Origin of the sequence: Streptomyces sp. JB150 (assembly GCF_011193355.1) — a bacterium.
Classification (GTDB): domain Bacteria; phylum Actinomycetota; class Actinomycetes; order Streptomycetales; family Streptomycetaceae; genus Streptomyces.
Window position 1 is genome coordinate 6840983 of record NZ_CP049780.1, and the last position, 24996, is coordinate 6865978.

General features: G+C 74.3%; 23 protein-coding genes. 11 read left to right on the forward strand and 12 right to left on the reverse strand.

Annotated elements, in window-relative coordinates; genetic code table 11:
- The first annotated feature begins 50 nt into the window (after positions 1-50).
- The 3 genes from G7Z13_RS31155 (at position 51) to G7Z13_RS31165 (ending at position 2813) form a co-directional block, all read left to right on the forward strand.
- Positions 51-1076, forward strand: a complete 1026-nt coding sequence (locus tag G7Z13_RS31155; protein WP_166003811.1) for a hypothetical protein — start codon at positions 51-53, stop codon at positions 1074-1076.
- 154 nt (positions 1077-1230) lie between these two features.
- On the forward strand, positions 1231-2004 hold the full coding sequence (locus G7Z13_RS31160) for a GNAT family N-acyltransferase (RefSeq protein WP_166003813.1): 774 nt from the start codon (positions 1231-1233) through the stop codon (positions 2002-2004).
- Entirely contained in the window at positions 2004-2813 is an 810-nt protein-coding gene (locus tag G7Z13_RS31165; protein WP_166003815.1) for a lysophospholipid acyltransferase family protein, read from the forward strand. The genes G7Z13_RS31160 and G7Z13_RS31165 overlap by 1 nt, the downstream gene beginning before the upstream one ends.
- Before the next feature lie 7 nt (positions 2814-2820).
- On the opposite strand, the gene G7Z13_RS31170 is transcribed toward G7Z13_RS31165, so the two are convergent.
- Positions 2821-5151, reverse strand: a complete 2331-nt coding sequence (locus tag G7Z13_RS31170; protein WP_166003816.1) for an excinuclease ABC subunit UvrA — start codon at positions 5149-5151, stop codon at positions 2821-2823.
- Between the two features lie 65 nt (positions 5152-5216).
- A complete protein-coding gene (locus tag G7Z13_RS31175; protein WP_166003818.1) occupies positions 5217-6296 on the reverse strand; it encodes an LLM class flavin-dependent oxidoreductase in 1080 nt (359 codons plus the stop codon).
- A gap of 268 nt (positions 6297-6564) precedes the next feature.
- Here G7Z13_RS31175 and G7Z13_RS31180 point away from each other — a divergent pair, with 268 nt between their 5' ends.
- Positions 6565-7059 carry a hypothetical protein gene (locus G7Z13_RS31180; protein ID WP_166003820.1) on the forward strand — a complete coding sequence of 165 codons (495 nt, stop codon included), beginning with the start codon at positions 6565-6567 and terminating at the stop codon, positions 7057-7059.
- A 28-nt stretch (positions 7060-7087) separates the two neighbouring features.
- Here the strand turns inward: G7Z13_RS31180 and G7Z13_RS31185 are convergent, their stop codons facing one another.
- Positions 7088-7303: a dodecin gene (locus G7Z13_RS31185; protein WP_166003822.1), complete on the reverse strand. Its 216-nt coding sequence runs from the start codon at positions 7301-7303 to the stop codon at positions 7088-7090.
- A 367-nt stretch (positions 7304-7670) separates the two neighbouring features.
- Between G7Z13_RS31185 and G7Z13_RS31190 the strand changes: the two genes are divergently transcribed.
- Entirely contained in the window at positions 7671-8903 is a 1233-nt protein-coding gene (locus G7Z13_RS31190; RefSeq protein ID WP_166005480.1) for an extracellular solute-binding protein, read from the forward strand.
- Positions 8904-8918: 15 nt separating this feature from the next.
- Here the strand turns inward: G7Z13_RS31190 and egtD are convergent, their stop codons facing one another.
- The 4 genes from egtD to egtA are packed head-to-tail and all read right to left on the reverse strand — an operon-like array spanning position 8919 to position 13439.
- Positions 8919-9881: an L-histidine N(alpha)-methyltransferase gene (egtD, locus tag G7Z13_RS31195; protein WP_166003824.1), complete on the reverse strand. Its 963-nt coding sequence runs from the start codon at positions 9879-9881 to the stop codon at positions 8919-8921.
- Positions 9878-10669 (reverse strand): ergothioneine biosynthesis protein EgtC, encoded by a 792-nt coding sequence (gene egtC / locus G7Z13_RS31200; RefSeq protein WP_166003826.1) that lies wholly within the window; start codon positions 10667-10669, stop codon positions 9878-9880. The genes egtD and egtC overlap by 4 nt, the downstream gene beginning before the upstream one ends.
- Positions 10669-12105 (reverse strand): ergothioneine biosynthesis protein EgtB, encoded by a 1437-nt coding sequence (gene egtB / locus G7Z13_RS31205; RefSeq protein WP_166003828.1) that lies wholly within the window; start codon positions 12103-12105, stop codon positions 10669-10671. Before egtB ends, egtC begins: the two co-directional genes overlap by 1 nt.
- A complete protein-coding gene (egtA, locus tag G7Z13_RS31210) occupies positions 12102-13439 on the reverse strand; it encodes an ergothioneine biosynthesis glutamate--cysteine ligase EgtA (protein ID WP_166003830.1) in 1338 nt (445 codons plus the stop codon). Before egtA ends, egtB begins: the two co-directional genes overlap by 4 nt.
- Before the next feature lie 388 nt (positions 13440-13827).
- On the opposite strand from egtA, the gene G7Z13_RS31215 reads away from it, so the two are divergent.
- Positions 13828-14679 carry a TIGR02452 family protein gene (locus tag G7Z13_RS31215; protein WP_166003832.1) on the forward strand — a complete coding sequence of 284 codons (852 nt, stop codon included), beginning with the start codon at positions 13828-13830 and terminating at the stop codon, positions 14677-14679.
- Here the strand turns inward: G7Z13_RS31215 and G7Z13_RS31220 are convergent.
- Together G7Z13_RS31220 and G7Z13_RS31225 are read right to left on the reverse strand one after the other, a co-directional pair.
- A complete protein-coding gene (locus tag G7Z13_RS31220; RefSeq protein WP_166003834.1) occupies positions 14648-15727 on the reverse strand; it encodes a glycoside hydrolase family 5 protein in 1080 nt (359 codons plus the stop codon). The two genes, G7Z13_RS31215 and G7Z13_RS31220, sit on opposite strands and share 32 nt — an antisense overlap.
- Before the next feature lie 149 nt (positions 15728-15876).
- The gene (locus tag G7Z13_RS31225; protein WP_166003836.1) at positions 15877-17301 is read right to left on the reverse strand and encodes an amidase; all 1425 of its coding nucleotides are present in this window, start codon (positions 17299-17301) and stop codon (positions 15877-15879) included.
- 251 nt (positions 17302-17552) lie between these two features.
- On the opposite strand from G7Z13_RS31225, the gene G7Z13_RS31230 reads away from it, so the two are divergent.
- Positions 17553-18353, forward strand: coding sequence for a class I SAM-dependent methyltransferase (locus tag G7Z13_RS31230; protein ID WP_166003838.1), 801 nt, complete (start codon positions 17553-17555; stop codon positions 18351-18353).
- Here the strand turns inward: G7Z13_RS31230 and G7Z13_RS31235 are convergent.
- Positions 18328-18747, reverse strand: coding sequence for a VOC family protein (locus tag G7Z13_RS31235; protein ID WP_166003840.1), 420 nt, complete (start codon positions 18745-18747; stop codon positions 18328-18330). The two genes, G7Z13_RS31230 and G7Z13_RS31235, sit on opposite strands and share 26 nt — an antisense overlap.
- Positions 18748-19120: 373 nt before the next feature.
- Here G7Z13_RS31235 and G7Z13_RS31240 point away from each other — a divergent pair, with 373 nt between their 5' ends.
- Together G7Z13_RS31240 and G7Z13_RS31245 are read left to right on the forward strand one after the other, a co-directional pair.
- Positions 19121-20023: a methylenetetrahydrofolate reductase gene (locus tag G7Z13_RS31240; protein WP_166003842.1), complete on the forward strand. Its 903-nt coding sequence runs from the start codon at positions 19121-19123 to the stop codon at positions 20021-20023.
- Between the two features lie 60 nt (positions 20024-20083).
- Positions 20084-21052, forward strand: coding sequence for a TerC family protein (locus G7Z13_RS31245; protein WP_166003844.1), 969 nt, complete (start codon positions 20084-20086; stop codon positions 21050-21052).
- Between the two features lie 20 nt (positions 21053-21072).
- Here the strand turns inward: G7Z13_RS31245 and G7Z13_RS31250 are convergent, their stop codons facing one another.
- Both G7Z13_RS31250 and G7Z13_RS31255 read right to left on the reverse strand, forming a co-directional pair.
- On the reverse strand, positions 21073-22083 hold the full coding sequence (locus G7Z13_RS31250; protein ID WP_166003846.1) for an FkbM family methyltransferase: 1011 nt from the start codon (positions 22081-22083) through the stop codon (positions 21073-21075).
- Between the two features lie 249 nt (positions 22084-22332).
- Entirely contained in the window at positions 22333-22887 is a 555-nt protein-coding gene (locus G7Z13_RS31255; RefSeq protein WP_166003849.1) for an NAD(P)H-dependent oxidoreductase, read from the reverse strand.
- A 117-nt stretch (positions 22888-23004) separates the two neighbouring features.
- Between G7Z13_RS31255 and G7Z13_RS31260 the strand changes: the two genes are divergently transcribed.
- Together G7Z13_RS31260 and G7Z13_RS31265 are read left to right on the forward strand one after the other, a co-directional pair.
- Positions 23005-23697 (forward strand): TetR/AcrR family transcriptional regulator, encoded by a 693-nt coding sequence (locus G7Z13_RS31260; RefSeq protein ID WP_166003851.1) that lies wholly within the window; start codon positions 23005-23007, stop codon positions 23695-23697.
- A 248-nt stretch (positions 23698-23945) separates the two neighbouring features.
- Positions 23946-24971, forward strand: coding sequence for a LacI family DNA-binding transcriptional regulator (locus tag G7Z13_RS31265; RefSeq protein ID WP_166003853.1), 1026 nt, complete (start codon positions 23946-23948; stop codon positions 24969-24971).
- Positions 24972-24996: the final 25 nt, after the last annotated feature.

A 24996-nucleotide genomic window follows, 5' to 3' on the forward strand; every position in this document is an offset into this window, starting at 1 on the left:
GGTGCTCCCCGGCCCCGTCTCGTACGACCGGCCTCGGTACGCTGCCGGTCATGATCTTCCAAGGACAGGGGAGGGAGCGGTTCTCGCAGGCCGTGACGGACTTCGAGACCGCTGTGCGGGCACAGGACCCGGACCGGGCGGAGCGCGCCTTCCAGCAGCTGCACCACACCCTCGGCGGCGCGGCCCCGCACGAGGTCGCGCAGGCCGCGCCACGGCTCGCCGCGCTGCTGCCCGAGGTGCCGCCGGGGCCGCGCGGGATCGTGGCCGTGATCGTCGGAGCCTGCGTGGAGCGGGGCGCCGACCCGCTGCCCTGCGCCGCCCCGGTCTTCGCGGAGCTGGCCGAGACGCTCGCCGCCGTCGGCGAGTTCTGCGCACGCTGGGCGGAGACCGGCGGAGGGGAGTTCCCCGACCCGCAGGACGGCGAAGTCGACCCGGCACTCTTCGACCGGGCCGGGGCGGAGGAGACCCTGGCCTGGTTCTCCCTGCCGCAGTGGGAGATGGGGTCCCTCGCCCTGCTCAACCACCACCGGGTGCGGACCGCGCTGGACGGCTCGCTGCGCGCCCGGCTGCTGCGCGCGGTGCAGTCCGTGCGGGAGGCGACCGGGCACGAGCTGAAATGCCTGGCCTACGCCCTGCTCGTCCTCGACGACGAGCCGCTGGTCGTGCTGCACCGCCCGACCGGCACCGGCTACGCGATGCGGATGAGCGGCATCGGCGACAACTTCCAGCTGCACACCCTGCTCGCGGACGTCCTCGTCGGCGGCGGACACGTGCCCGGCCGGGCCCCCTCCGCACAGGAGGCCGCCGTCTGCCGGGACGCGCCCGGCCAGGTGCCGACCACCGGCTCCTTCAACCTCGTCACCCCCGGCGGCGAGTGGGTGTGGAACGAGGGCACCCCGAGCGACATACCCGTGGTCGACGGCGTCCGGCTGCTCGTCCTCGACCCGCCGCCCTACGAGCGCGGCTGGCCCGCCGGCCGGTTCTTCCCCGGCATGAAAGGAGACCTCGTCCTGGAGCGGGTCCTCGACGCCGCCGAGACGCGCCGCCGGCTCGAAGGCTGCGCACCGCCCCGGTGACACACCGCCCGGACATGGCGGGGTCCGCACGGCCGCGTTCCGTTCAACGACCCCACATCCCCGCTCCCGTCACCGGTCACGTACCGGCCAGACGGCCTCGGAAGAAACGGGGTGTACCACCTCCGCCCCCTTCCGGCCGTACCAGGAGTGAGCCATGACCGGTGTGTCCACGCTCGACCGCCCCCCGCAGCCCGCGGCGCCCACCCGCTACACCGTGACGCTCGCCCGGGACGAGGACGACGTGCGGGCCGCGCAGCGGCTGCGGCACGACGTCTTCGCGGGCGAGATGGGCGCCCTGCTGACCAGCCCGCAGCCGGGGCTCGACATCGACGCCTTCGACGCGTACTGCGACCACCTGCTGGTGCGCGAGGAGTTCACCGGACAGGTCGTCGGCACCTACCGGCTGCTGCCGCCCGAACGGGCCGCGGTGGCCGGGCGGCTGTACTCGGACGGCGAGTTCGACCTCGCCCCGCTCGACGCGATCCGGCCCGGCCTGGTCGAGGTCGGCCGCTCCTGCGTCCACCCCGGCCACCGGGACGGCGCGGTGATCGGCCTCATCTGGGCCGGCATCGCCCGCTACATGACCGACCGGGGCCACGAGTGGCTGGCGGGCTGCTGCTCCATCCCGCTCACCGACGGCGGCGCCCTCGCGGCGGCCACCTGGGACCGGGTGCGCGAGCGACACCTCGCCCCCGAGCAGTACCGGGTACGCCCCCTGCTGCCCTGGACGGCCGACGGCGTGGCCCGGCCGGCCGGCCGCACCGAGCTGCCGCCGCTGCTGCGCGGCTACCTCCGCCTCGGCGCCTGGGTGTGCGGGCAAGCCGCGCTCGACGCGGACTTCGGCGTCGCCGACCTGTACGTGCTGCTGTCGATGCGCCGGGTCCACCCGCGCTACCTGCGGCACTTCCTCTCCCTCGTCCCGGCCTGATGAGCGCCTGGCTGCCCGGCGCCCCCTGCACCCCGCGCGCCTGCGTCCCGGCCCCCGGCGGCGCCGCGGCCGCGCCCCGCGCCGTGCTGCGGCTCACGGCGGTCGCGGTGCTGCTCCTGGCCGGCGTCGCGCTGTCCCCGCTGGGCGGGCGCCTCCCGGCCGGCCTGGTACGACACTGGTGCCGGGCGCTCGTACGGGCCGCGGGGGTGCGGGTCAGGATCAGCGGGGCCGCGCCGCCCGACGGCGGGGTGCTGCTGGTCGCCAACCACATCTCCTGGCTGGACATCCCGCTGCTGGCCGCCGTCCGCCCCGCCCGGATGCTCGCCAAGACCGAGATACGGCGGTGGCCGGTCGCCGGAGCGCTGGCCGCGCGCGGCGGGGCGCTGTTCATCGACCGGGACCGGCTGCGCGCCCTGCCCGGGACGGTGGCCCGGATCGCCGCGGCCCTGCGCTCCGGCGCGGCGGTCGGCGTGTTCCCCGAGGGCAGCACCTGGTGCGGGCGCGCCCAGGGCGAGTTCCGGCGCGCCGTGTTCCAGGCCGCGCTGGACGCGGGCGCGCCCGTCCAGCCGGTGCGGCTGCGCTACCGCCTCGCCGACGGCTCGCCCGGCACCGCCGCCGCGTTCGTCGGCAACGACTCCCTCCTCGCGTCGCTGTGGCGCGTCGCGACGGCCCGGCACCTGATCGCCGAGGTCGACGTACGCCCCCTCATCCCGCCCGGCACCCACCCCGACCGCCGCTCCCTGGCCCACGCCGCCCAGCCGGCCCGCACTCCGGAGCCGCGCTGGACCCACGCGGCGCTGGTGGCGTGAGGAGGCCTCACGGCAGTGCGCGGGCCAGGTAGGGCGCCGTCCGGCTCTTTGGGGCCCGTGCCACCTCGGCGGGCGGGCCCGCGGCCACGATGCGGCCGCCTTCCGCGCCACCGCCGGGACCCAGGTCGATCACCCAGTCCGCGCCCGCGACCACCGACATGTCGTGCTCGACGACGATCACGGTGTGCCCGGCGTCCACCAGGCCGTGGAGCTGCCGCATCAGCACCTCCACGTCGGCCGGGTGGAGCCCGGTCGTCGGCTCGTCCAGGAGGTACAGGGTGTGCGCGCGGCGCCCGCGCTGCAGCTCGCTCGCCAGCTTGATGCGCTGCGCCTCCCCGCCGGACAGCTCGGTCGCGGGCTGCCCGAGCCGCAGGTACCCGAGGCCGACGTCGAGGAGGGTGCGCAGACTGCGGGCCACGGCCGGGGTCCCGGCGAAGAAGTCCGCCGCCGACTCGACGGTCAGGTCCAGCACCTCGGCGATGTTCCGGCCCCGGTAGGTCACCCCCAGCGTCTCGGCGTTGTAGCGGGCCCCGCCGCAGTCCGGGCACGGCGTGTACGTGCTCGGCAGGAACAGCAGCTCCACGCTGACGAACCCCTCGCCCTGGCAGGTCTCGCAGCGCCCTCCCGCGACGTTGAAGGAGAACCGGCCGACGCCGTACCCCCGCTCTCGCGCGGCGTCCGTGGCCGCGAACACCTTGCGCACCACGTCGAACAGTCCGGTGTACGTGGCCAGGTTGGAGCGCGGGGTGCGGCCGATCGGCTTCTGATCCACCGTCACCAGCCGCCCCACGCCCGGCAGTTCGGCGGTGATCTCCCCGACGAGCGTGGACTTCCCGGACCCCGACACACCGGTGACCGCCGTGAACACCCCCAGCGGGAACTCGGCCGTGACGTCGCGCAGGTTGTGCCGGGTGACGGGACCGACCTTCACCTGCCCACGGGGGCGCCGTACCGCACGCGCCGCGGGGGGAGAGGAGGCGAAGAGGAAGCGGGCCGTCGCCGACTCATGGACCGCGGCCAGGCCGTCCACCGGGCCGCTGTACAACACCCGCCCGCCGTGCTCGCCCGCGCGCGGCCCCACGTCCACGACCCAGTCGGCGCACCGCACCACGTCCAGATGGTGCTCCACCACGAACACCGAGTTCCCCGCGGCCTTCAGCCGCTCCAGCACCGTGCGCAGGGACTCCGTGTCCGCCGGGTGCAGCCCCGCGGACGGCTCGTCGAGGACGTACACCACCCCGAACAGCCCCGACCGCAGCTGGGTGGCGAGCCGCAGCCGCTGCAGCTCGCCCGCCGACAGGGTCGGGGTCGCCCGGTCCAGGCTGAGATAGCCCAGACCCAGCTCCACGACCGGCGCGATCCGCGCCTTCAGATCGTCGGTGAGCGCCCGCGCGGTCGCGTCCGTCGCCTCCAGCACGTCCGCCAGCTCCGCCAGCGGCAGCGCCGCCAGCTCCGCGATCGTGCGGCCCGCGAACGTCACCGCCAGCGCCTCCGGACGCAGCCGGCTGCCCCCGCACGCGGGGCACGGCGCGCTGGTCAGGAACCGCTCCGCCCGGGCCCGCAGCGTGGCGCTCCTGGACTCCGCGAAGGTCTTCATGACATACCGGCGGGCGCTCGTGTACGTGCCCTGGTACGGCCGCTGGATCCGGTCCGCGTCCCGCACCGGGTGCACGGTGACCACCGGCTGCTCGTCCGTGAACAGGATCCACTCCCGCTGCTCGGCGGGCAGTTCACGCCACGGCCGGTCCACGTCGTAGCCCAGCGCGCCGAGGATGTCGCGCAGGTTCTTGCCCTGCCAGGCACCCGGCCACGCGGCGATCGCGCCCTCCCGGATCGACAGTGACGGGTCGGGGACCAGCAGTTCCTCGGTCGTACGGTGCACCCGCCCGAGCCCATGACACTCCGGGCACGCCCCCGCCGCCGTGTTCGGCGAGAACGCGTCCGAGTCCAGCCGCTCGGCTCCCGGCGGGTACTCGCCCGCGCGGGAGAACAGCATCCGCAGCGAGGTGGACAGATGAGTGACCGTGCCGACCGAGGACCGCGAGGTGGGCGCCGAGCGCCGCTGCTCCAGCGACACGGCCGGCGGCAGCCCGGTGATCTCCCCGACCTTCGGCGCGCCGACCTGGTGGATCAGCCGGCGGGCGTACGGGGCGACGGACTCGAAGTAGCGCCGCTGCGCCTCCGCGTAGATCGTGCCGAACGCCAGCGACGACTTCCCGGAGCCCGACACACCCGTGAACACCGCCACCACGTCCCGGGGGATGTCGACGTCGACCCCCTTCAGGTTGTGCTCGCGGGCACCGCGGACGCGGACGTACGGGTCGTGCGGGGTGCTCATGCGGGGGTCTCCGTGCGTGCCTGGGGAAGGGGAAGGTGGGGGAAGGGGGGACAAACCCCGCGATTCTACGCCGCGCCTTCCCAAGGCGTCGCGCTGTCCCCAGGCGCTCCACCGTCCCCAGGTGCCCCGCCGTCCCCGTGCGCCGGGGTCAGCCCCGCGATCCGGGCCAGCCGCCGGTAGGAGTCCAGCAGCGCGTCACGGTCGTACCCGCTGGTCGTGACCAGCACCTCCTGGGCCTCGGTCTCCTTCAGCAACCCCTCCAGCTCCTCGGCGACCTCCTCCTCGGTCCCCGCGAGCTGCCCGGTGAGCCCGGACTCGTAGAGGCCGCGCTCCTTGCCGGTCATCGTCCGCGCCTCCACGCGCTCGGCGGGCGGCAGCGGCGGGAAGGTGCCGTGGGTGCGGGAGTACGCCATCGACCAGGCCTCCGGGATCAGCAGCCGCCGGGCTTGCTCACGGGTGGCGGCCACGGCGATCGTGCCGGAGATCACCACGTACGGCTCGCTCGCCCAGGGCGAGGGACGGAAGTGCGCGCGGTAGCGCTCGACGCCGCGCAGCATCTTCTCCCGGTCGCGCAGGTCGCCGATGACCATCGGCAGGCCCGCGCGGGCCGCGACGGCCGCCCCCTCGCCCATGGCCAGGACGAACGGCGGCACGGTCAGCCCCTCGGCGGGACGCGCGTGCACGCCCGTGGGGGAGCTCCCGCGGAACCAGCCCAGCAATTCCGCCAGTTGGGCCTCGAAGTCCTCGGCATCCTCCTTGTCCCGGCCCAGCGCCTTGCGCACCCCGCCGGTGAAGCCGACCGAACGGCCCAGACCCATGTCGATCCGGCCGGGGAACAGCGACTCCAGCACGCCGAACTGCTCGGCGACGACGAGCGGCCGGTGGTTGGGCAGCATCACCCCGCCGGTGCCCACCCGGATGGTCCGGGTGGCGCCCGCCACGGCGGCGGCCAGCACGGTCGGCGCGGAACCGGCGACACCGGGCACGCCGTGGTGCTCCGACACCCAGAACCGGTGGTAGCCGAGCCGCTCCGCCTCCCGCGCGAAACGCACGGTGTCGCGCAGCGCCTCGCCGACCGGGTGCCCCTCCCGGGTGCGGGAGCGGTCGAGCACGGAGAAACGGGTGGAGCTGATCGCGGAACTCACACCGGGTTCAACGCGTGCGGCCCGCGCGCATTCCCCGGCGGGGCTGCCCCGCCCCCACTCCCGCACTGCCGGCCTCGCCCTGCCTCAATCGATTGGCATGCGCCTGACGCCCGGCCTACGGTGGCACGCAGGTGCCCGGTGTGCCGGTCACGCGTTCTTCGTGGTTCAACTCCATGCGGGACCGCTCCTGGTCCTGTCGCCCTGTGGGGGCAGCGCGCAGCCACCCTGACCTCGGGCACCGCACTCCTGCCCGCCCTAGGGTGGGACTGTGACGAACAGCAACAGCAAGGCCCCGCTGGCCGTGTTCGACCTGGACAACACCCTCGCCGACACCGCGCACCGGCAGCGGTTCCTGGAGCGCAAGCCCCGCGACTGGGACGGCTTCTTCGCCGCCGCGCCGCAGGACCCGCCGCTGCCGGAGGGCGTCGCGCTGGCGCGCGAGAGCGCCCGCGAGTGCGAGGTGGTCTATCTGACCGGGCGGCCCGAGCGCTGCCGTCGCGACACGCTCGACTGGCTGGCCGGGCACGGGCTGCCCGAGGGGCGGGTGTACATGCGGCGCGACGACGACCGCCGGCCCGCCCGCTTCACCAAGCTGGCCATCCTGCGCCGCCTCGCCCGCACCCGGGACATCCGGGTCCTCGTGGACGACGACGAGCTGGTGTGCGCCGACGCTGAGCGGGCCGGATTCACCGTGCTGCGGGCGCGCTGGGCGACCCCGTCCGCCGCGCTGAAGACCGCGCAGGAGCGGGAGGGACGGACGTAGCCGCGGTGGCGCGTGGCGGGCCCGCGGGTCAGTCCGTGTCCTCCAGGCGGAAGCCCACCTTCAGCCCGACCTGGTAGTGAGCGATCTGCCCGTCCTCGATCTGGCCCCGGATCTGGGTCACCTCGAACCAGTCGAGGTTCCGCAGCGTCTGCGAGGCCCGGCTGATGCCGTTGCGCACGGCCTGGTCGACGCCCTCGGGGGAGGTGCCGACGATCTCGGTGACCCGGTAGGTGTGGTTCGACATGAGTGCTCCTTCTCCTGTGAGGGCCGCGACGCCGCGACGGCTGTGACGCCTCGCGACGGCCCCGAGCCCGCTGTGACGCCTCGCGACGGCCGCCGAACCCGCTGTGACGTCCGCGACGGCTGTGACAGCCGAGGCTGGTGTGACGGCCGTCGCACCCGTCACTCCACCGTGCCCCAAGCCGGGACGGTCCGCGAGGCGTCGGGCTCCCGTGCCCGTATCCCTTGACCTCCGCATTGGTCCATACCAAAATCCAGCACACCCGTACGAGCCCTCGGCTCGTCCCCCCACGTCGGGCCTCCCTCCCCTGTCCCCAGACAGAACAGGACCCCTCGTGAGACGTCGCCGCCTGCTCGCCCTCTGCTGTGCCCTGACCGCCTCGCTCGTCACCGGCTGCGGTGTCCTGCCGGGGGACGACGGGCCGCGCCGGCGCACCGTCACCGTCTGGCTGATGCAGAACAGCGCCTCGAAGGAGTTCCTGGACCGCTTCACGGATAACTTCGAGCGCACCCACACCGGCCTCGACCTGGACATCCGCATCCAGGAGTGGACCGGCATCGGCGACAAGGTGCACGCCGCGCTGGAGTCCGGCGCCGCGGACGCGCCCGACGTGATCGAGGTCGGCAACACGCAGATCTCGCAGTACATCGAGGGCGGGGGACTGCTCGACCTGACCCTGGAGTCGATGCGGGACTGGGGCATGGACGACTGGCTGCCCGGCCTCGCCGAACCGGGGCGCCAGCTCTCCGCGCAGTACGGCATCCCCTGGTACGCCGCCAACCGCGTCGTCGTCTACCGCAAGGACCTCTTCGAGCAGGCCGGCGTCACCGCCCCGCCGAAGACCCGCGAGGAGTGGCTGGAGATCACCGAGGAACTGAACTCCGGCGGCACCCAGGGCATCTACCTCGCCGGACAGGACTGGTACACGCTCGCCGGGTTCGTCTGGGACGAGGGCGGCGACCTGGCCGAGGAGAACGGCGGCACCTGGCGCGGCAGCCTCGACACCCCGGCCGCCCTGCGCGGCATGGACTTCTACCGCCGCCTCCAGGCCCTCGGCGACGGCCCCGCCGACGCCGACGAGGAACACCCGCCGCAGGCCGGGGTGTTCGCCCGGGGACAGGTCGCCCAGATCGTCGCGGTGCCGGGCCTGGCCCGGGCCGTCGTGCGGCAGAACCCGGAACTGGAGGGCAAGCTGGGCTTCTTCCCCGTGCCCGGCAAGAACGCCGGCAAGCCCGGCGCCGTCTTCACCGGCGGCTCCGACCTCGTCGTCCCCCGCAACACCGACGTCCGCGACGGAGCCGTCGCCGTGGTCGAGGCCCTCACCGGCGCCGAGTGGAACACCGAACTCGCCCGCACCATGGACTACGTGCCCAACAAGACGACCCTGGCTGACGCGGTCGCGGGCGAGGAGGGCGTCGCCGCCATGGCCGCGGGCGCGGCACGGGGCCGGGCGACGCCCAGCACCCCCGAGTGGGCGAACGTCGAGGCGGACAACCCGATCAAGGAGTACATGACGAACGTGCTCACCGGCGCCGACCCGGCGACCGAGGCCCGCCGCGCCTCACGCCGCATCACGCAGGCACTGGCGGCACCGGAGAGCTGACTCCGCCCGCCGCTGCTACGGCACGACGCTCAGCGACAGCGCGAAACGTCCCTCGCCGTCCGTCCACCAGTGGGCCGGCCGCAACCCGGCGGCGGCCAGTTCCGCCCACACCCCTTCCTGCCGGAACTTCGCCGACACCTCGGTGCGCAGTTCCTCGCCCGCCGCGAACTCCACGGCCAGGTCGAGGCCGGGGATCTTCACGGTCTGCTCCGTGCGGGACCGCAGCCGCATCTCGATCCACTCGCGCTCGGCGTCCCACAGCGCCACGTGGTCGAAGGCACCCGGTTCGAAGTCGGCGCCCAGCTCGCGGTTGACGACGGCGAGGACGTTCCGGTTGAACGCGGCCGTCACCCCCGCCGCGTCGTCGTACGCGCGCACCAGCACCTCCTCGTCCTTCACCAGGTCGGTGCCCAGCAGCAGCGCGTCCCCTGGGGCGAGCAGGGCGCGCACCGAGGACAGGAACGCCGCCCGCTCGGCGGGCAGCAGATTGCCGATCGTGCCGCCGAGGAACACCAGCAGCCGCGGCCCCGGCGTGTCCGGCAGTTCCAGCCGGGCGGTGAAGTCGGCGATCAGCGCGTGCACGGACAGGCCGGGCCGCTCCGCGACGAGCGCCCGCCCGGCCTGGGTGAGGGCGCTCTCGCTGACGTCGACCGGCACGTACAGGCGCAGGCCGCCGAACGCGTCGAGCAGATGCCGGGTCTTGTCGGAGGACCCGGAGCCCAGCTCGACGAGGGTGCGGGCGCCGGTCGCGGCGGCGATGTCGGCGGCGCGGGAGACCAGGATCTCCCGTTCGGCGCGCGTCGGGTAGTACTCGGGCAGCTCGGTGATCTTCTCGAACAGCTCGCTGCCGTGCGCGTCGTAGAACCACTTCGGCGGGAGCGTCTTGGGCGTGGCGGTGAGGCCGTGCAGGACGTCGGCGCGCAGGGCGGCCTCGGTGGCGTCCTCGGGGAGGGTGCGGGTGAGGTGGAACGGGCTCACGTGCGGGGCTCCTTCGGTGGTGCGGGGGCTGGGGCGTGGCTCGGCTCCTTGAGCGGGGCGAGGCGCACCTCGGTGGGGCTCGCGGTGACCAGCGTGCGGTCCGGGACCTCGGCCCAGCGTGGATCGTCGTCGTACGGCTCCGACGCCACCACCGCGCCGCCGCCCGGGCGGACCAGGTACCACAGGGTGTCGCCCCAGGTGGTGGCGGTGACGGTGGAGCCGTCGGTGAGCAGCAGGTTCAGGCGGGAGCCGGGGGCCGCCGCGGCGACCTCCGGGACGGTGTCGGCGAGCGCGCGGCCCGGATCGTCCCCGGCGCGCAGCCGGGCCAGGACCAGCGCCCAGACCAGCGCGGAGTCGTTGCGGGCCTCCAGCGAAAGCAGGTCCCGCGGCGGCAGGCTCCGGGACAGCCCGGCCAGGGAGCCCGGCCAGCCCGCCACCGCGCCGTTGTGGCTGAACAGCCACCGGCCCGAGGCGTACGGCGCCGCCGCGGCCTCGGCGTCCGCGCCGGCGAGCGTCGCGTCCCGCACCGCGGCGAGCAGCGCCCCGGTGCGCACGACCCGCGCCAGGTCGGCGAAGGACTGGTCGGCCCAGATGGGCCCGGCGCGCCGGTAGCGGGCCGGCACCGGGTCGCCGTCGGCGTACCAGCCGACCCCGAAGCCGTCGGCGTTCACCGTCCCGTGGCGCTGGTGGCGCGGCGCCCACGACTGGCGGTACAGCGCGTGGGGCGGCGCCACCAGCAGGGCGCCGACCGGCTCGGCGGGCCCCACGTAGGCCAGGTGACGGCACATCAGGCGTCCTGCGAGCGGGCCGTGCGGAAGCCGGAGAAGATCTGCCGCCGGATCGGATAGTCCCAGTTGCGGAAGGTGCCCCGGCAGGCCACCGGGTCCACGGCGAACGAACCGCCGCGCAGCACCTTGTGGTCCGGCCCGAAGAACACCTCCGAGTACTCCTTGTACGGGAACGCCCGGAAACCCGGGTACGGCAGGAAGTCGCTCGCCGTCCACTCCCACACGTCACCGATCAACTGCCGTACGCCGAGCGGCGACTCACCGGCCGGATAGCTCCCGGCGGGCGCGGGGCGCAGATGCCGCTGGCCGAGGTTGGCGTGCTCGGGCCCGGGGTCGGCGTCGCCCCACGGATAGCGCCGGGAGCGGCCGGTCGCCGGGTCGAAGCGGGCCGCCTTCTCCCACTCGGCCTCGGTCGGCAGCCGCCGTCCGGCCCAGCGGGCGTACGCGTCCGCCTCGTACCAGCACACGTGCAGCACCGGCTCGTCCGGCGGCACCACCTCGGTCACCCCGAACCGGCGGCGCAGCCACTGCCCGCCGTCCCGGCGCCAGTACAGCGGCGCGGTGATCGAGTTCCTGCGGATGTGCGCCCAGCCCTCGGCGGTCCACCAGCGTGGGTCGTCGTAGCCGCCGTCCTCGATGAACGCCTGGTAGGCGGCGTTCGTCACCGGCGTGGTGTCGATGAAGAAGGGCGGTATCTCGCGGCGGTGCGCGGGCCGTTCGTTGTCCAGTGCCCACGGCTCGGCGGAGGTGCCCATGGTGAACGGGCCGCCGGGCACGAGGACTTCGGCCGGTCCGGTGAACAGGGGGAGCGGCTCCGGGTCCGGGGCGGCGAGCACCTGCGGTCCCCTGCGCAGCTGATGGGTGATCAGCATGGTCTCGTCGTGCTGCTGTTCGTGCTGCGCGACCATGCCGAACGCGAACCCCGCCTCGGTGAGCCGGGTGCCGTGGAAGGCGGTGCCCTCCAGCACGTCCAGGACCCGGCGGCGCACCTGCGCGGCGTACGCGCGGGCCTCGGCGGGCGGCAGCAGCGGCAGCGACGGACGCTCCGCGCGCGGATGCTCGAAGGCGTCGTAGAGGCTGTCGATCTCGGGCCGGATCGCCTCCTGCCCGGCGACCGCCCGCAGCAGCCACAGCTCCTCCTGGTTGCCGATGTGCGCGAGGTCCCACACCAGCGGCGACATCAGCGGGGAGTGCTGGGCGGTCAGGTCCGGCTCGTCGACGCAGTCGGTCAGCAGGGTGGTGCGGTCGCGGGCGGTGGTCAGCGAGGCGAGGGCACGCTCGCGGAAGGCCTCGGGATCGGTCTCGGACGCCGTCTCGGGCACGGCCTCGGGCACGGCCTCGGGGGCGGTCCCGGAGGCCGCCCCGGCCCCGGCGCAGGACCCCGCGGCGGTGCCGGGGGCGGACCGGGAGACGGTCGGACGGGCGGTGTCGGTCATGAGCGCGGGTCCTTCCCGTGCGGGACGGTGGTCTGGTCGTCCGGGTGCGGCCCGGACCCGGTGGGATCGCCGCCGCGCAGCCGGTCGAGCAGGTCGTCGGCGGGGCAGCGGCCGTGGACGACGTAGCGGTCCCGGTAGGCCGCGACGGCGGCCGTCACGCCCGGCGAGGCGCCGAGCCGGGGCAGCGCGTCCAGCGCCGCCGCGAAACAGGCCACGGCCGCCTCGCGCAGCTCCGGGTCGGCCAGCCCGTCCCGGGCCGCGGCGGACCACAGCGGGTTGTGCGGCGCGGGCCGGCCCAGGGCACGCTCGGCCAGGGGCTTCACCGTGCGGTAGGCGGTCTCGGCGGCCTGCGGGTCGTCGAAGAGCGCCGTCGTCACGGCGACCGGCACGATCCAGCCGTGCTCTCCGGGCTGCGCGTCGATCATCCGCAGCTCCAGATGGCCGCGCGGCCTGACCGGCGGGAACAGCGTCGTCAAGTGGTAGTCGAGGTCGTCGCGGGTGGGCGGCCGGGGCGTGCCCGACCGGGTCCACTCGCGGAACGTCAGCCCGTCCGGCACCTCCCACGGGCCGCTCTCGCGGCGCACGCACATCACCGGCGCGTCCAGCACCCGCCGGGCCCACGCGCGGCGCGGATCGGCGTCCAGCTCCGGCGCGCCCGCCCGTCCGGCGCCGATCTCCGCCCACCGCAGCTGGCGGGTGGACACCCAGCCCGTCGGCCGGCGCCGGACCACCGGGGAGTTGGCGAACACGGCCACCAGGACCGCGCCCAGCTGGTGGGCCAGCCACCAGCGCCGCACATGCCCCAGCGGCCCGGGCTCCTCGTATCCGGCGTCCAGGCAGACCTGCACCGAGGCCGAGGTGCACATCATGGCGCGGCCGGCCGGTCCGGTGCGGTCGAGGTAGGTCTCCATCGCGTCGTAGCGCGGGTCGCGCAGGAACCGGCTCGGCGCGTGCCACGGGTCGTGACCGATGCCGGCGAGGCGAAGGCCCCGGTCGCGCAGCACCGCGCGGACGGCGTCGAGGTCGGCGGAGACGGTGCGCACGCACTCCATCAGGGAGGCGGCGGGCGGCGAGCTCAGCTCCAGCTGGCCGCCGGGTTCCACGGTGAGCGCCGACGCCAGGGGCGTGGCGCGCAGTGCGGCGTAGGCCGCTTCGAGTCGTTCGGACGTGACGGGGAGCTGCGGCTCCCGCAGGTCGTGGACCAGCCATTCCAGCTCCACACCGACGGTGCGGGGCGGTCCGGTCTTGAAGCAGATACCGCGGATCAGTGCCTCCACCTCGGCTTCGGTCACGGCCGCGCGGGTCTGTGTACAGTCGCTTGCCGCATCGGACATGTCGGGATCCCTTCTGAGGTTCCTCCATGCCGCCGACCGGGGCCCGAGGGCTCCGACCGGCACGCTTGTCCCACCCAAGACCCTGACGCGCGTTCGTACAAGGGGGCAAATCGGGACGATCGGAACCGGTTGTCAGGACCGTCCGGGAGCGGCGGCTTGAAGGGCCGGGACGGTTGTCAGGGCCGTCCGGGAGCGGCGGCCTGAAGGGCCGGGACGGTTGTCAGGGTCGTCCGGGAGCGGCGGCCTGAGGGGCCGGGCGGGACGACCGCCGTCGCCGGGGCCGCGAAACTCCGTTGCGGCGCGGGACCGGGATCGCTCAGGATCAGGCCATGAGCACGACAGGGGAGGCCGCGCGGCGCGCGGTCACGGCGCCTACGGGGGTGGCGCCGTGAGCGCGCGCCTGCGCGGCATCGCACAGGAGACGGAGCAGATCGTGGCGGCGGGGGGCTACCGCTCGCCGGGCGACCACCGGATCTCCCTGGGGGAGGCGATCGAGGCGGCCCGGTCGGGCACCCGGATGCTGGGCCCCGGCCCGGTGCCGGTGCCGGGACCGTCCGCCCCGGCGACGGACACCCTGATCGAGGTCACGGGCGAGAGCAGCCTGGAGGCCGCCCGCCGCCTCGGCGCGGCCACGGCGGTCCTCGACTTCGCGTCGGCCCGCAACCCCGGCGGCGGCTATCTCAACGGCGCCCAGGCCCAGGAAGAGGCCCTGTGCCGCGCCTCCGCGCTGTACACCTGCCTGCTGCGGGCCCCGGAGTTCTACGACCACCACCGCACGCACCGCGACCCGTTCTACACGGACCGCGTCATCCACAGCCCGGCCGTGCCCGTCTTCCGCGACGACCGGGGCCGCCTGCTCGACACGCCGTTCACCACCGGGTTCCTCGCCGCCGCGGCGCCCAACGCGGGCGTCGTACGGCGCACCGCGCCCGACCGCGCGGGCGAGCTGCCGCGCGCCCTGGCCACCCGCGCCGAGCGGGTCCTGGAGACGGCCGCGGCCCACGGCTACCGGCGGCTGGTGCTGGGCGCCTGGGGCTGCGGCGTGTTCCGCAACGACCCGGCGGGGGTGGCGGGCGCCTTCCGCGGGCTGCTCGGCCCCGGCGGCCGGTTCGCGGGCGCGTTCGAGCACGTGGTGTTCGGCGTGCTGGACCGCACCCGCGGCGCGGTCGTCCGGGAGGCGTTCGCCCGGGCGTTTCCGCAGCGGCGGCTCAGCCCGTCGGGAAGTCGTCCGGCGTCCTGATCCGGTCCCGGATCCAGACACCGGCGGGCTTCAGCGGGGCGGTGCCCGCCCAGGGGCCGCCCGAGTCGCACGTGCCGGTCCTGAAGACCGCACCCGAGCGGTGGTCGTCGGAGAAGTTCCAGTTCACCCAGCTGATCTTCTTGCGCGCCATCAGGTCCAGGTACTGCTGGGTGCGGGCGAAGTCGTTGGGGCCGTCCCCGCTGGCCTCCTGGGTGCCGAACTCGGTCACGAAGACCGGGATGCGGTCCGAGGCCCGGTCGAGCGCGCTCAGGTACTCCTGGCCGTGCGACGCCGCGTAGAAGTGGAACGTGTACATGATGTTGCTCGCCCGCACCGGGTTGTCGACGACGTCCCGCTCGTCGCGGCCGTCCGAGACGCCGAGCGAGCCCCAGCCGTGCGTACCGATCAGGATCGGCGTGTCCGGGTCCTGGGCGCGGATCACCGGGATCAGCTGCTCGGCGTACGACTTGATCCGGGACCAGCTGACGCCGTTGGGCTCGTTGGCGATGTCGTACAGCAGGTTGGTCTTGCCGCGGTGACGCCGGGCGATCTCCGTGAAGAACGTCTTGGCGCGCTCCAGGTTGTGGTGCGGGTCGCCCGGCGTGAGCTGGTGCCAGTCGACGAGGGCGTACATGCCGCGGGCCGTGGCCATCTCGATGAGCTGGTGCACGCGGTCGGTGAACTTCCGCGGGTTCGTCTCGTAGCCGCCCTCCTGGACGTAGAGCGAGATCCGCAGGACGTCCGCCTTCCAGTCGCCGGCCAGCGCGTCCAGCGAGCCGTCGGTCAGGCAGTGGCTGTACCACTGCAGGCCGTGGCTGCTCATGCCGCGCAGCTGGACCGGCCTGCCGTACTGGTTGCAGAGCTTGACCCCGCACACCTTCAGACGGCCGTTGACGGCGGCGGGCGTGCCGGCGGGTGCGTCGGCGGACGTGCCGGCGGTGGGGGAGGCGGCGGTGGGGGAGGCGGTGGCCGGGGCGGGACCGGCGAGGAGGGGGCCGAGTCCGGCGAGCGCGGCGGCGGCGAGGAGGGCGGACAGAGGTCTGCGCATGACAATCCTCCGGCGGGGGGTGGACTGTTAGGAAGGTTTCCTTACGGTCACCGGGAACGTAGCGCCATGACTGGACACGGTCAAGGGAGTCCGGGCGGGGTGCAGTCGCAGCGGAACCGGGTGATCGGTGCCGCGGTGGGCGGGCCTCCTCACACCGCGGGCGACTGTGTCACCGACCGCTCGGGAGGCCGCCGTTCGTGCCAGCGCAGCTCCGCCTCCAGCTGCGCGGCGAGCGACACCAGCAGCGGTTCGCTGTGCGCCGGGCCGAGCAGCTGCGCGCCGACGGGCAGCCCGCCGTCGACGAACCCGGCGGGCACGGCGACACCGGGCCAGCCCAGCACGTTCCACGGCCAGGCGTACGGGCACGCGGCGATCACCGCCCGGTCGGTGGCCAGCGGGCCCAGCCCGAGCAGGGCGCCGATCCGGGGCGGGGGAGTGGCCGTCGTGGGCGCGAGCACGACGTCGTACGACGTGAAGAAGGCGCCGATACGGCGGTGCAGCGCCGCCTCCGCCCGCCGCGCCGCCTTCAGCGGGGCCCCGCCGAGCAGCCGGCCCAGCCGGGCGGCGCCACGGGTGCGCGGGTCGAGCAGCGCCGGCTCGGGCGCGTCGCGCACCCACTCGGCGATACCCGCGGTGGCCCGCGGCACGAAGGTCAGCCCGATCTGCCCGTAGGGCGGATCCGCCTCCTCGACGACATGACCCAACGCGCTCAGTTCCGCGGCCAGTTCGGTCACCCGGGCGCGGACGCGCGGATCGAGCCGGGCCGGCAGCGCGGTGAAGGGCGGGGTCAGGGAGAGCGCGATCCGCAGCCGTCCGGGATCCCGGCCGACCGCCTCGAACACCTCCAGCGCGGGCGGGCGGTGCGGATCGCGCGGGTGGTTGCCGCTCGCCGCGTCCAGCAGCAGGGCCGCGTCCGCGACCGTGCGCGCCAGCGTGCCGTTGACCGTGATCCCCTGGAAGGACTCGCCGCGCGGCCAGGTCGAGATGCGCCCGCGCTGCGGCTTGATGCCGACCAGGTGGGTCCAGGAGGCGGGGATGCGCACCGAACCGGCCCCGTCGGAGCCGAGCGCGGCGGGCACCAGGCCCGCCGCGACCGCGGCCGCGCTGCCGCCGGAGGAGCCGCCGGGGGTGTGCTCGGGGTTCCACGGGTTGCGGGTGGTGCCGAACGCCGGGCCCTCGGTGAACGGCCACTGACCCAGCTCGCACGTGTTGGTCTTGCCCACGATCACGGCGCCGGCCGCCCGCAGCCGCCGTACCGCCTCGCCGTCCTCGGCGACCGGCGGGAAGGTCCCCCGGCAGCCGAACGCGGTCGGCTCGCCCGCCACGTCCATGTCGTCCTTGACCGCGACGGGCACCCCGAGCAACGGCCGGCGGCCACCCGCCGCCAGCTCCCGGTCCGCCGCCTCCGCCTCGGCGAGCGCCGCCTCGGCGCGCACGAGCCGGAAGGCGTTGACCCAGCCCTGGGTCGCCTCGATCCGGGCCAGGGCCGCGGCGACGAGGGCCCGTGACGTCACCTCCCCGGCAGCCAGGGCGCGAGCGGTCTCCACCAGGCCTGCGGCAGGGGCGAGCGTCATGCGGGACACCTCCGGGGCGCGTTGTCTACCGAACGGTAACCTCTCGTGGTTGTACGGGGAACGCCCGCGCCGGCGCCGGGAGTCCGCCGCACGGCCACGGCGTCCCCGGTGGACACGAACGGGCCGGCGCGGACCGGGCGTGGCAGGTGGCCGTGGTGAGCGGGGCCGTTCACCGGCCGGTGAGCGATGGCGCGCTGTGACCGGTTGCTCCCAGAATGGTGGGAAACCCGTCGGACGGAGGCCACACCGCCATGATCGAGGACGCCACCTCCCCGAGCAGGCTGCGCAGCAACCGCGCCGCGCTCACCCACAAGGTCGGCTACGCCCTGCGCCACCCCGGCCGCATAGCCCCGTACGTCCGCCGGGCGGGCCGGGACGCCTGGCTGCGCCTGAAACACCCCGACCACGTCGGCTACTACCGGGCGGTGATGGCCTTTGACACCCGCCGCGACCCCGAGGCGGCGGTCGGCAGCCGCACCCACGAGCGCTGGCTGGCGCTCGGGCAGATGCAGTTCGACTACCTCCTGGAGCACGGACTGCGTCCCGAGCACCGCATGCTCGACATCGGCTGCGGCAACCTGCGCGGCGGCTGGCGCTTCATCGACTACCTCGACGAGGGCCACTACTACGGCATCGACATCTCGCCCGACATCCTCATCGCCGCCAAGCGGACCCTGACCGAGCGCGGCCTGCAGGACAAGCTCCCGCACCTGACCCTCACGGGCGACCTCAAGCTGGAGTTCCTGCCGGACGACCACTTCGACGTGGTCCACGCGCACAGCGTCTTCTCCCACTCCCCGCTCGACGTGATCGACGAATGCCTGGCCCACGTCGGCCGCGTCATGAAGCCGGACGGCTTCTTCGACTTCACCTTCGACCGCACCGAGGGCACCGAACACCAGGTCTTGCGCGAGGACTTCTACTACCGCACCGACACCCTCCTCGCCCTCGCCCACCGCCACGGCCTGCACGCCCGCTTCATGGACGACTGGGAGAAACGGCCGCACGGCCAGTCCAAGATCCGCGTCAGCCGTTCGCCGCTTCCCCTGTGATGTCGACCATCCAGGTGACGCCGAAGCGGTCCGTGCACATGCCGAACACATCGCCCCACATCTGCCGCTCCAGCGGCACGGACACGGAGCCGTCGGCGGACAGCTGCTCCCAGTAGCCGCGCAGCTCGGCCTCGTCGTCCCCGCTCAGGCTCACCGCGAAGGCGTTGCCGGGCGTGTACGTGTTTCCGGGCGGGGTGTCGGCGCCCATCAGGGTGAAGCCGGACGGCGTCTCCAGCATCCCGTGCATGATCTTGTCGGCCCCGGCGGCGTCCGGCGGGCCGAACTCGCCGAAGGTGCTGAGCTTGAGCGTGCCGCCGAACACCTCCCGGTAGAACTCCATGGCCTGCCGGGCGTCGCCGTCGAAGCTGAGATACGGGTTGAGTCGCGAGGGCATGAAACCTCCCAAGTACGGTCATATCGCCGGACCGGCGCAGCGTAACCCGCCCTCCGGCCGTCGGCTCGGTTCCTCGCCGTACCGAACGGCGCGAGGTGACCCCGTCGGACTCCCGCGCCGCACCCCGTACCGCCAGGTCCCGTCGGACGCTCCGCCGGACCCCCGCGCCGCCCACGCCCGGCCCGCAACGCCGCCCGGCCCGCTCGCCGCCCGGCCCGCGCGCCGTCGGACCCGCGTCCGTCTCGCCGCAGCCCGTCCCGCCCGCACCCGCCGGGCCCGGTCCGCGTACCCTGTTGCGCCGCGATGCCGGAGCGCCGCCCACCAGGCGGCGTTCTTCACGGCGAGCCGTCGTACCCGACGCCGAAGGAGCTCGATGAACCCCGGCCCCACCGCCCCGGCCCCCGGCCCCACCGCCGCCGTGCGTGCCGCCGCGCTGACGCTGCTGGAGGACTTCTCCCTGGAGATGACCGGCAAGGACGTGCCGCACCTGGAGAAGGCGCGGCAGCTCATCCCGCCGGGCACCCGGATCAACGTGACCTTCCTCGGCAACGAGGACCTGCAGACGCGCCTGGCGGCGGCGCGGGCGGTGAAGCGGTTCGGCTTCCTGCCGGTGCCGCACCTCTCGGCCCGCCGGCTCGGCTCGCGTGCCGAGCTGGAGGAGTTCCTGGACGGACTGCGGGCCGACGGGACCGGGGAGCACGTCCTCGTCGTCGGGGGAGACCCGGCCCGGCCGCACGGGCCGTACGAGGACGCGCTGTCCGTGATCCGCACCGGTCTGCTGGAGCGCTACGGCGTGCGCCACGTCGGCGTCAGCGGCTACCCGGAGGGCCACCCCGCGATCACCGACCGGGTGCTGTGGGCGGCGCTCGCCGACAAGAGCGAGGCGCTCGCCGGCAAGCGGCTCGGCGGCCACGTCGTCACCCAGTTCGGGTTCGACGCCGACCGGGTGCTCGCCTGGGTCGCCGAGGTCCGCGAGCGCGGCATCGGCCTGCCGGTCCGGATCGGCGTGCCCGGCCCGGCCGGAGTGCGGCGGCTGATGTCGTACGCCACCCGCTTCGGCGTCGGCACCAGCGCGTCCATCGCCCGCAAGTACGGCTTCTCACTCACCAACCTCATGGGCACCGCGGGCCCCGACCGCTTCCTGCGGGCGCTCGCCGAGGGCTACGACCCGGACGTCCACGGCGAGGTGAAGGTGCACTTCTACACCTTCGGCGGCCTCGGGGCGACCTCGGAGTGGGTCGCGCGGTTCCGGGCGGAGCCGGCGGCGGGCGCCTGACGGCGTGCTCTGTGACGATGCTGGGAGGCCCCCGGTCCCCCTCGCATCAGGAGCACCGCCGTGAACGTCTCCCTCACCGTCTGGGCGCTCAGCGTCGGCGTCCTGTGCGTCCTCGTCGCCGTCGACTTCCTGATCGGCCGCAAGCCGCACGAGGTCTCGCTGCGGGAGGCCGGCGTCTGGACGGTGGTGTGGATCGTCCTGGCCTGCGCCTTCGGCATCGGGCTCGGCATGACCGCCGGCTGGAAACCGGCCGGGGAGTTCTTCGCCGGGTACATCACCGAGAAGTCGCTGAGCGTCGACAACCTCTTCGTCTTCGTCCTGATCATGGCGAAGTTCGCGGTGCCGCCGCCGTACCAGCAGCGCGTGCTGATGGTCGGCGTGCTCATGGCACTGGTGCTGCGGGCCGGGTTCATCGCCGCCGGCGCCGCGATCATCTCCGCGTTCTCGTGGGTGTTCTACCTCTTCGGCGCCTTCCTGATCTGGACGGCCTGGAAGCTGATCCAGGACGCCCGCAAGGAGGAGCACGAGGAGGAGTACCAGGAGAACAAGCTGCTCAAGTCCGTCGAGCGCCGCTTCGGCGTGGCCGACCGGTACCACGGCACCCGGCTGTGGGTCGAGCAGAACGGCAAGCGGGTCATGACGCCGATGCTGGTCGTGATGCTCGCCATCGGCTCCACGGACGTGCTGTTCGCCCTGGACTCCATCCCCGCGATCTACGGGCTGACCCAGGACCCGTACATCGTGTTCACCGCCAACGCCTTCGCCCTCATGGGTCTGCGGCAGCTGTACTTCCTCATCGGCGGCCTGCTCAAGAGGCTGGTCCACCTGTCGTACGGCCTGTCGGTCATCCTGGGCTTCATCGGCGTGAAGCTGGTGCTGCACGCGCTGCACGAGTCCGGGGTCCACGTGCCCGAGATCGGCATCCCCTTCTCCCTCGGCTTCATCGTGCTGGTGCTCGCGGTCACCACGGTCACCAGCCTGCGGGCCGCCAAGCGGTCCGAGAGCGGGGAGGAGCGCCCGGCCCGGTAGTAGCGGGCGCGGGCGTGCGGTCAGCCGGCCGGCTCGGGTGCCGCCTTGGCGCGCATCATCACGCAGTCGAACTCGACCACCCGGCCCGTGGCCGCCTCCCGGGTCACCGGGTACATGCCGGTGATCTCGAAGCCGCCCGCCTCGTACGCCGCGACGGCCTCGCTCATCCGCGGACTGCCCTCGTACAGCCGCAGGACGGCCACCTCCGACTGCAGCCCCACGAAGTCCGCGACGCGCTCCCCGGCACCGGCGAACACCTCCAGGTCGTAGCCCTGGGTGTCCATCTTCAGGAAGGGGCGCGGCTCGGCGATGCCGTCGAGGGCCTCGTCCATCACCGCGTCCAGCCGCCGGATCTCGATCTGCTCGGTGCGGGTGGTGGCGAACCGGCGGTAGCGGTCGCGTCCGTAGTCGCTGGGCGGCAGCAGCGAGTTCATGGTGTTCCAGCCGGTGTGGATGGTGCTGACCGTGTCCTCGCGGCCCAGTCCGCAGTGCCGCACGTGCCAGTCGGGGTCGTCGCGGGCGGCGTCCCGCAGGCGGGCGAAGGCGTCGGCGGTCGGCTCGAACGAGACGATCCGGCCGCGGTAGCCGAGCCGGCGCAGCCGCCGGGCGTACTGTCCGGCGTTGGCGCCGACGTCGAAGACGCAGTTCACCCCGTACAGCTCCAGCATCGCGGCCACGTGCTGGGCGCACAGGTACTCGGCGGCGGCCAGCTGGAGGCGGCGCTCGTCCGCCGGGGCCCGCCGGTCCAGCAGCAGCCGCGCGCCGGTGTCGCCGAGCCGCACGCCGGTCCACTCCCGGACCCGCTCGCCGGCCCGCGCCGACCGGTCGCGCAGCACCACCCAGGTGTCCTTGCCGGCGCCCGTGACCGCGTACTGGCCGTTGTCGCGGGCCACCAGGTCGGCGCCCGCGTCCAGCGGGAGACGGGTGCGTCCGCCGCGCCGGGAGACCACCGCGGTCCCGGGCCCCAGGTCGATCACCTTCAGTCCGAGACGGGGCAGGAAGGTGAGCAGTCTTCGGTAGAGGGTCTGCATGCGCCCACCCTCGCAGAGTTGGCGTGAACAGATCCCCGGTTTGAACAACCTTCAACGAACAAGCGAACGCATGACGGCCGGACGCGGCTGCGGCGGTGCGGCGACGGGTGCGTCCGGTGGTGCGGCGGACGCACCGGGCGGACGGGTGCGCCGGGCACGGCCAGGGGGCCGGAGCGGTGTGCTCCGGCCCCCTTGAGGCGTGCGGTGCGCGGTGTGCCGTGCGTGCGGCGCGCGGACGGGCGGTGCGCGTCAGGCCGCGACGGCCTCGCCGTGCAGCCGGGCGACGACCTCGGTGAGCTGCGCGGCGACCTCGGCGTCGTCGGCCGGGTGGGCCTCGGCGAAGCGCTGCACGGAGCCGGGGATGGAGAGCTTGACGTCCTCGAGCACCTTGCCGCCCGCGATGCCCACGGACTTGCGGGTCTCGTCGTGCGCCCAGACACCGCCGTACTGGCCGAGCGCGGTGCCCACCACGGCGACCGCCTTGCCGACGATGGCGCCGGTGCCGTACGGGCGGGACAGCCAGTCGATGGCGTTCTTCAGGACGGCCGGGATGGTGCCGTTGTACTCGGGGGTGAACAGCAGCAGCGCGTCGGCGGCGGCGACGGCCTCGCGCAGCCGGGCGGCGGCGGCCGGGACGGAGCCCTCGACGTCGATGTCCTCGTTGTAGAACGGGATCTCGGCCAGGCCCTCGAACACCTGGATGTCGACGCCCTCGGGTGCGTGCTTCACGGCGGCCTCGGCGAGCTGGCGGTTGTGCGAACCGGCGCGGAGGCTGCCGACGAGCGCCAGGATGCGAACGGACATGGGGTACTCCCGATGGCTGAGAAAAGACGGCGGGTGAGCGGACTCCCGGAAGTATCCGGACCGGGGTCCGTTTAAAGTTGTAACACCTAACCGGACCGCGGTCCAGTTTCATTCCCGATGCTCTACGCTGGACTCATGTCCGCCTCCCTGCCGCCCTTCCCGTCGCACCAGGAGCCCGCCGGCACCCCCGAGTTGCTGGAGCTGGGCGTCGCCGGACAGGACCCCTGCCTGCGCGCCGACGCCGCGCGCAACCGGGCCCGGCTGCTGGAGGCGGCCGCCAAGCTGATCGCGGAGCACGGCGCGGCCGGCGTCACCATGGAGGCGGTGGCCGCTGCGGCCCAGGTCGGCAAGGGCACCGTCTTCCGGCGCTTCGGCGACCGCGTCGGACTGCTCACCGCGCTGCTCGACCACTCCGAGCGCACGTTCCAGGCCGCGTTCCTCAGTGGGCCCCCGCCGCTCGGCCCCGGCGCCCCGCCCGTGGACCGGCTCAACGCCTTCGGGCACGCCATGCTCCGCCACTGCGCGCAGTCGCTGGAACTCCAGATCGCGGCCGAGCCCGACCCGGCCCGCCGGTTCACCGCCCCGGCCCGGCGCCTGCAGCGCGGCCACGTCACGCTGCTGCTGCGGCAGGCGCTGCCCGACGCGGACTGCGAACTCCTCGTGCCCGCGCTGATGGGCTTCCTCGACCCCGTCTCGGTCCACCACCTGACCAAGCAGTGCGGCATGCCCCTGGCCCGGCTGGAGGCGGGCTGGACCGACCTGGTCACCCGCGTCACCGGCGTCACACCGGCCGCGGCCGACAAGCCCTGACCCTCGTCCGGCGCACGCGCGACGCCCCGCGGACACCCGAGGCCTCGGGGTGTGCCCGGATGCCCGAGGGGCAGGATGCCGGGGGCCGGATGTCCTGAGGTGCCCGGACGCCCGGAGACGTCCGACGCCCGGAGGTGCCCGGCGCCGGGGGGCGCCCGTAAGCCCGCAGGTGCCCGGCGAACAGAGGCGTCCGGTGTCCGGGGGTGCCCGGTCCAGGCCCCCGGGCCTCTGCCAAGATGCCGTACGTCATGGTGCAGATACCGAAAACGCCCGCGCCCGCGCAGCGTTCCGTGCCCACGAGTGCCGATGTGGCCCGTCTGGCCGGCGTCTCCCGGGCGACCGTCTCCTACGTCCTGAACAACACCAGCGCCGTACGCATCAGCGAACCCACCCGCCGCCGGGTCCACGAGGCCGCCGAGGAACTCGGATACGTCCCCCACGCGGCGGCCCGCAGCCTGCGCGCCGGGCACAGCCGGATGGTCCTGATGCCCGCCCCGGCCATCCCGGTCGGACCGCTCTACAGCCAGTTCATCAACGAGCTCCAGTGGGCCCTCGGCCGCCTCGACTACACGGTCGTGCAGTACGGCAGCCTGGGCCTGACCGGCGACGAGGCGGCCCGCGCCTGGGCCGAGCTGCGCCCCGTGGCCGTCCTCGTGCCCGGCTTTGGCCTCGGCCCGCGGGGCGTCGCCCTGCTCAAGCGCTCCGGCGCCCGCGCCGTGGTCACCCTCGGACCCGAGCCCGTCGAGGGCGCGCACGCCCTGCTCATGGACCACGCGGCGGTCGGCCGGGCGGCGGGCGCGCATCTGTACGCGCGCGGACGGCGCCGGATCGGTGTCGTCGTCCCCGAGGAGCCCGGCCTGGAGCCCTTCTCCCGCCCCCGCCTGGACGGCGTACGCCAGGCCCTGCGCGGCACCGACGCCACCGTGACCGAGCTGCCGCTCGCCTACGAGGAGCGGTCCGCCGCCCGGCTCGCCGCGCGCTGGGGCGACCTCGGCCTCGACGGGGTGTTCGCGTACAACGACGAGTACGCCGTGCTGCTCATGCGCGCGCTCCAGGACGAGGGCGTCGACCTCCCCGGCGACACGGCCCTGATCGGCGCCGACGACCTCATGGCCGGACGGCTGCTGCGGCCCCGCCTCAGCACCGTCCACATCGAACTGCCGTCGGGCCGTGACCTCGCCGAACTCGTCGACCGCGCGGTCCGCGAACCCGGCGCCGCGCTGGAGCACCGCGAGGTGCTGGGCGCCGCGGTGGTGCACCGCGACTCCAGCTGACCACGCGTCGCATCGAGCGAGCGCC

Bases quoted from the DNA above. Each gene is read 5' to 3' on its own strand.
- G7Z13_RS31155 (WP_166003811.1), top strand. From the start codon at position 51: ATGATCTTCCAAGGACAGGGGAGGGAGCGGTTCTCGCAGGCCGTGACG.
- G7Z13_RS31160 (WP_166003813.1), top strand. From the start codon at position 1,231: ATGACCGGTGTGTCCACGCTCGACCGCCCCCCGCAGCCCGCGGCGCCC.
- G7Z13_RS31165 (WP_166003815.1), top strand. From the start codon at position 2,004: ATGAGCGCCTGGCTGCCCGGCGCCCCCTGCACCCCGCGCGCCTGCGTC.
- G7Z13_RS31170 (WP_166003816.1), bottom strand. From the start codon at position 5,151: ATGAGCACCCCGCACGACCCGTACGTCCGCGTCCGCGGTGCCCGCGAG.
- G7Z13_RS31185 (WP_166003822.1), bottom strand. From the start codon at position 7,303: ATGTCGAACCACACCTACCGGGTCACCGAGATCGTCGGCACCTCCCCC.
- egtC (WP_166003826.1), bottom strand. From the start codon at position 10,669: ATGTGCCGTCACCTGGCCTACGTGGGGCCCGCCGAGCCGGTCGGCGCC.
- egtB (WP_166003828.1), bottom strand. From the start codon at position 12,105: ATGACCGACACCGCCCGTCCGACCGTCTCCCGGTCCGCCCCCGGCACC.
- egtA (WP_166003830.1), bottom strand. From the start codon at position 13,439: ATGTCCGATGCGGCAAGCGACTGTACACAGACCCGCGCGGCCGTGACC.
- G7Z13_RS31220 (WP_166003834.1), bottom strand. From the start codon at position 15,727: ATGCGCAGACCTCTGTCCGCCCTCCTCGCCGCCGCCGCGCTCGCCGGA.
- G7Z13_RS31225 (WP_166003836.1), bottom strand. From the start codon at position 17,301: ATGACGCTCGCCCCTGCCGCAGGCCTGGTGGAGACCGCTCGCGCCCTG.
- G7Z13_RS31230 (WP_166003838.1), top strand. From the start codon at position 17,553: ATGATCGAGGACGCCACCTCCCCGAGCAGGCTGCGCAGCAACCGCGCC.
- G7Z13_RS31235 (WP_166003840.1), bottom strand. From the start codon at position 18,747: ATGCCCTCGCGACTCAACCCGTATCTCAGCTTCGACGGCGACGCCCGG.
- G7Z13_RS31240 (WP_166003842.1), top strand. From the start codon at position 19,121: ATGAACCCCGGCCCCACCGCCCCGGCCCCCGGCCCCACCGCCGCCGTG.
- G7Z13_RS31250 (WP_166003846.1), bottom strand. From the start codon at position 22,083: ATGCAGACCCTCTACCGAAGACTGCTCACCTTCCTGCCCCGTCTCGGA.
- G7Z13_RS31255 (WP_166003849.1), bottom strand. From the start codon at position 22,887: ATGTCCGTTCGCATCCTGGCGCTCGTCGGCAGCCTCCGCGCCGGTTCG.
- G7Z13_RS31260 (WP_166003851.1), top strand. From the start codon at position 23,005: ATGCTCTACGCTGGACTCATGTCCGCCTCCCTGCCGCCCTTCCCGTCG.
- G7Z13_RS31265 (WP_166003853.1), top strand. From the start codon at position 23,946: ATGGTGCAGATACCGAAAACGCCCGCGCCCGCGCAGCGTTCCGTGCCC.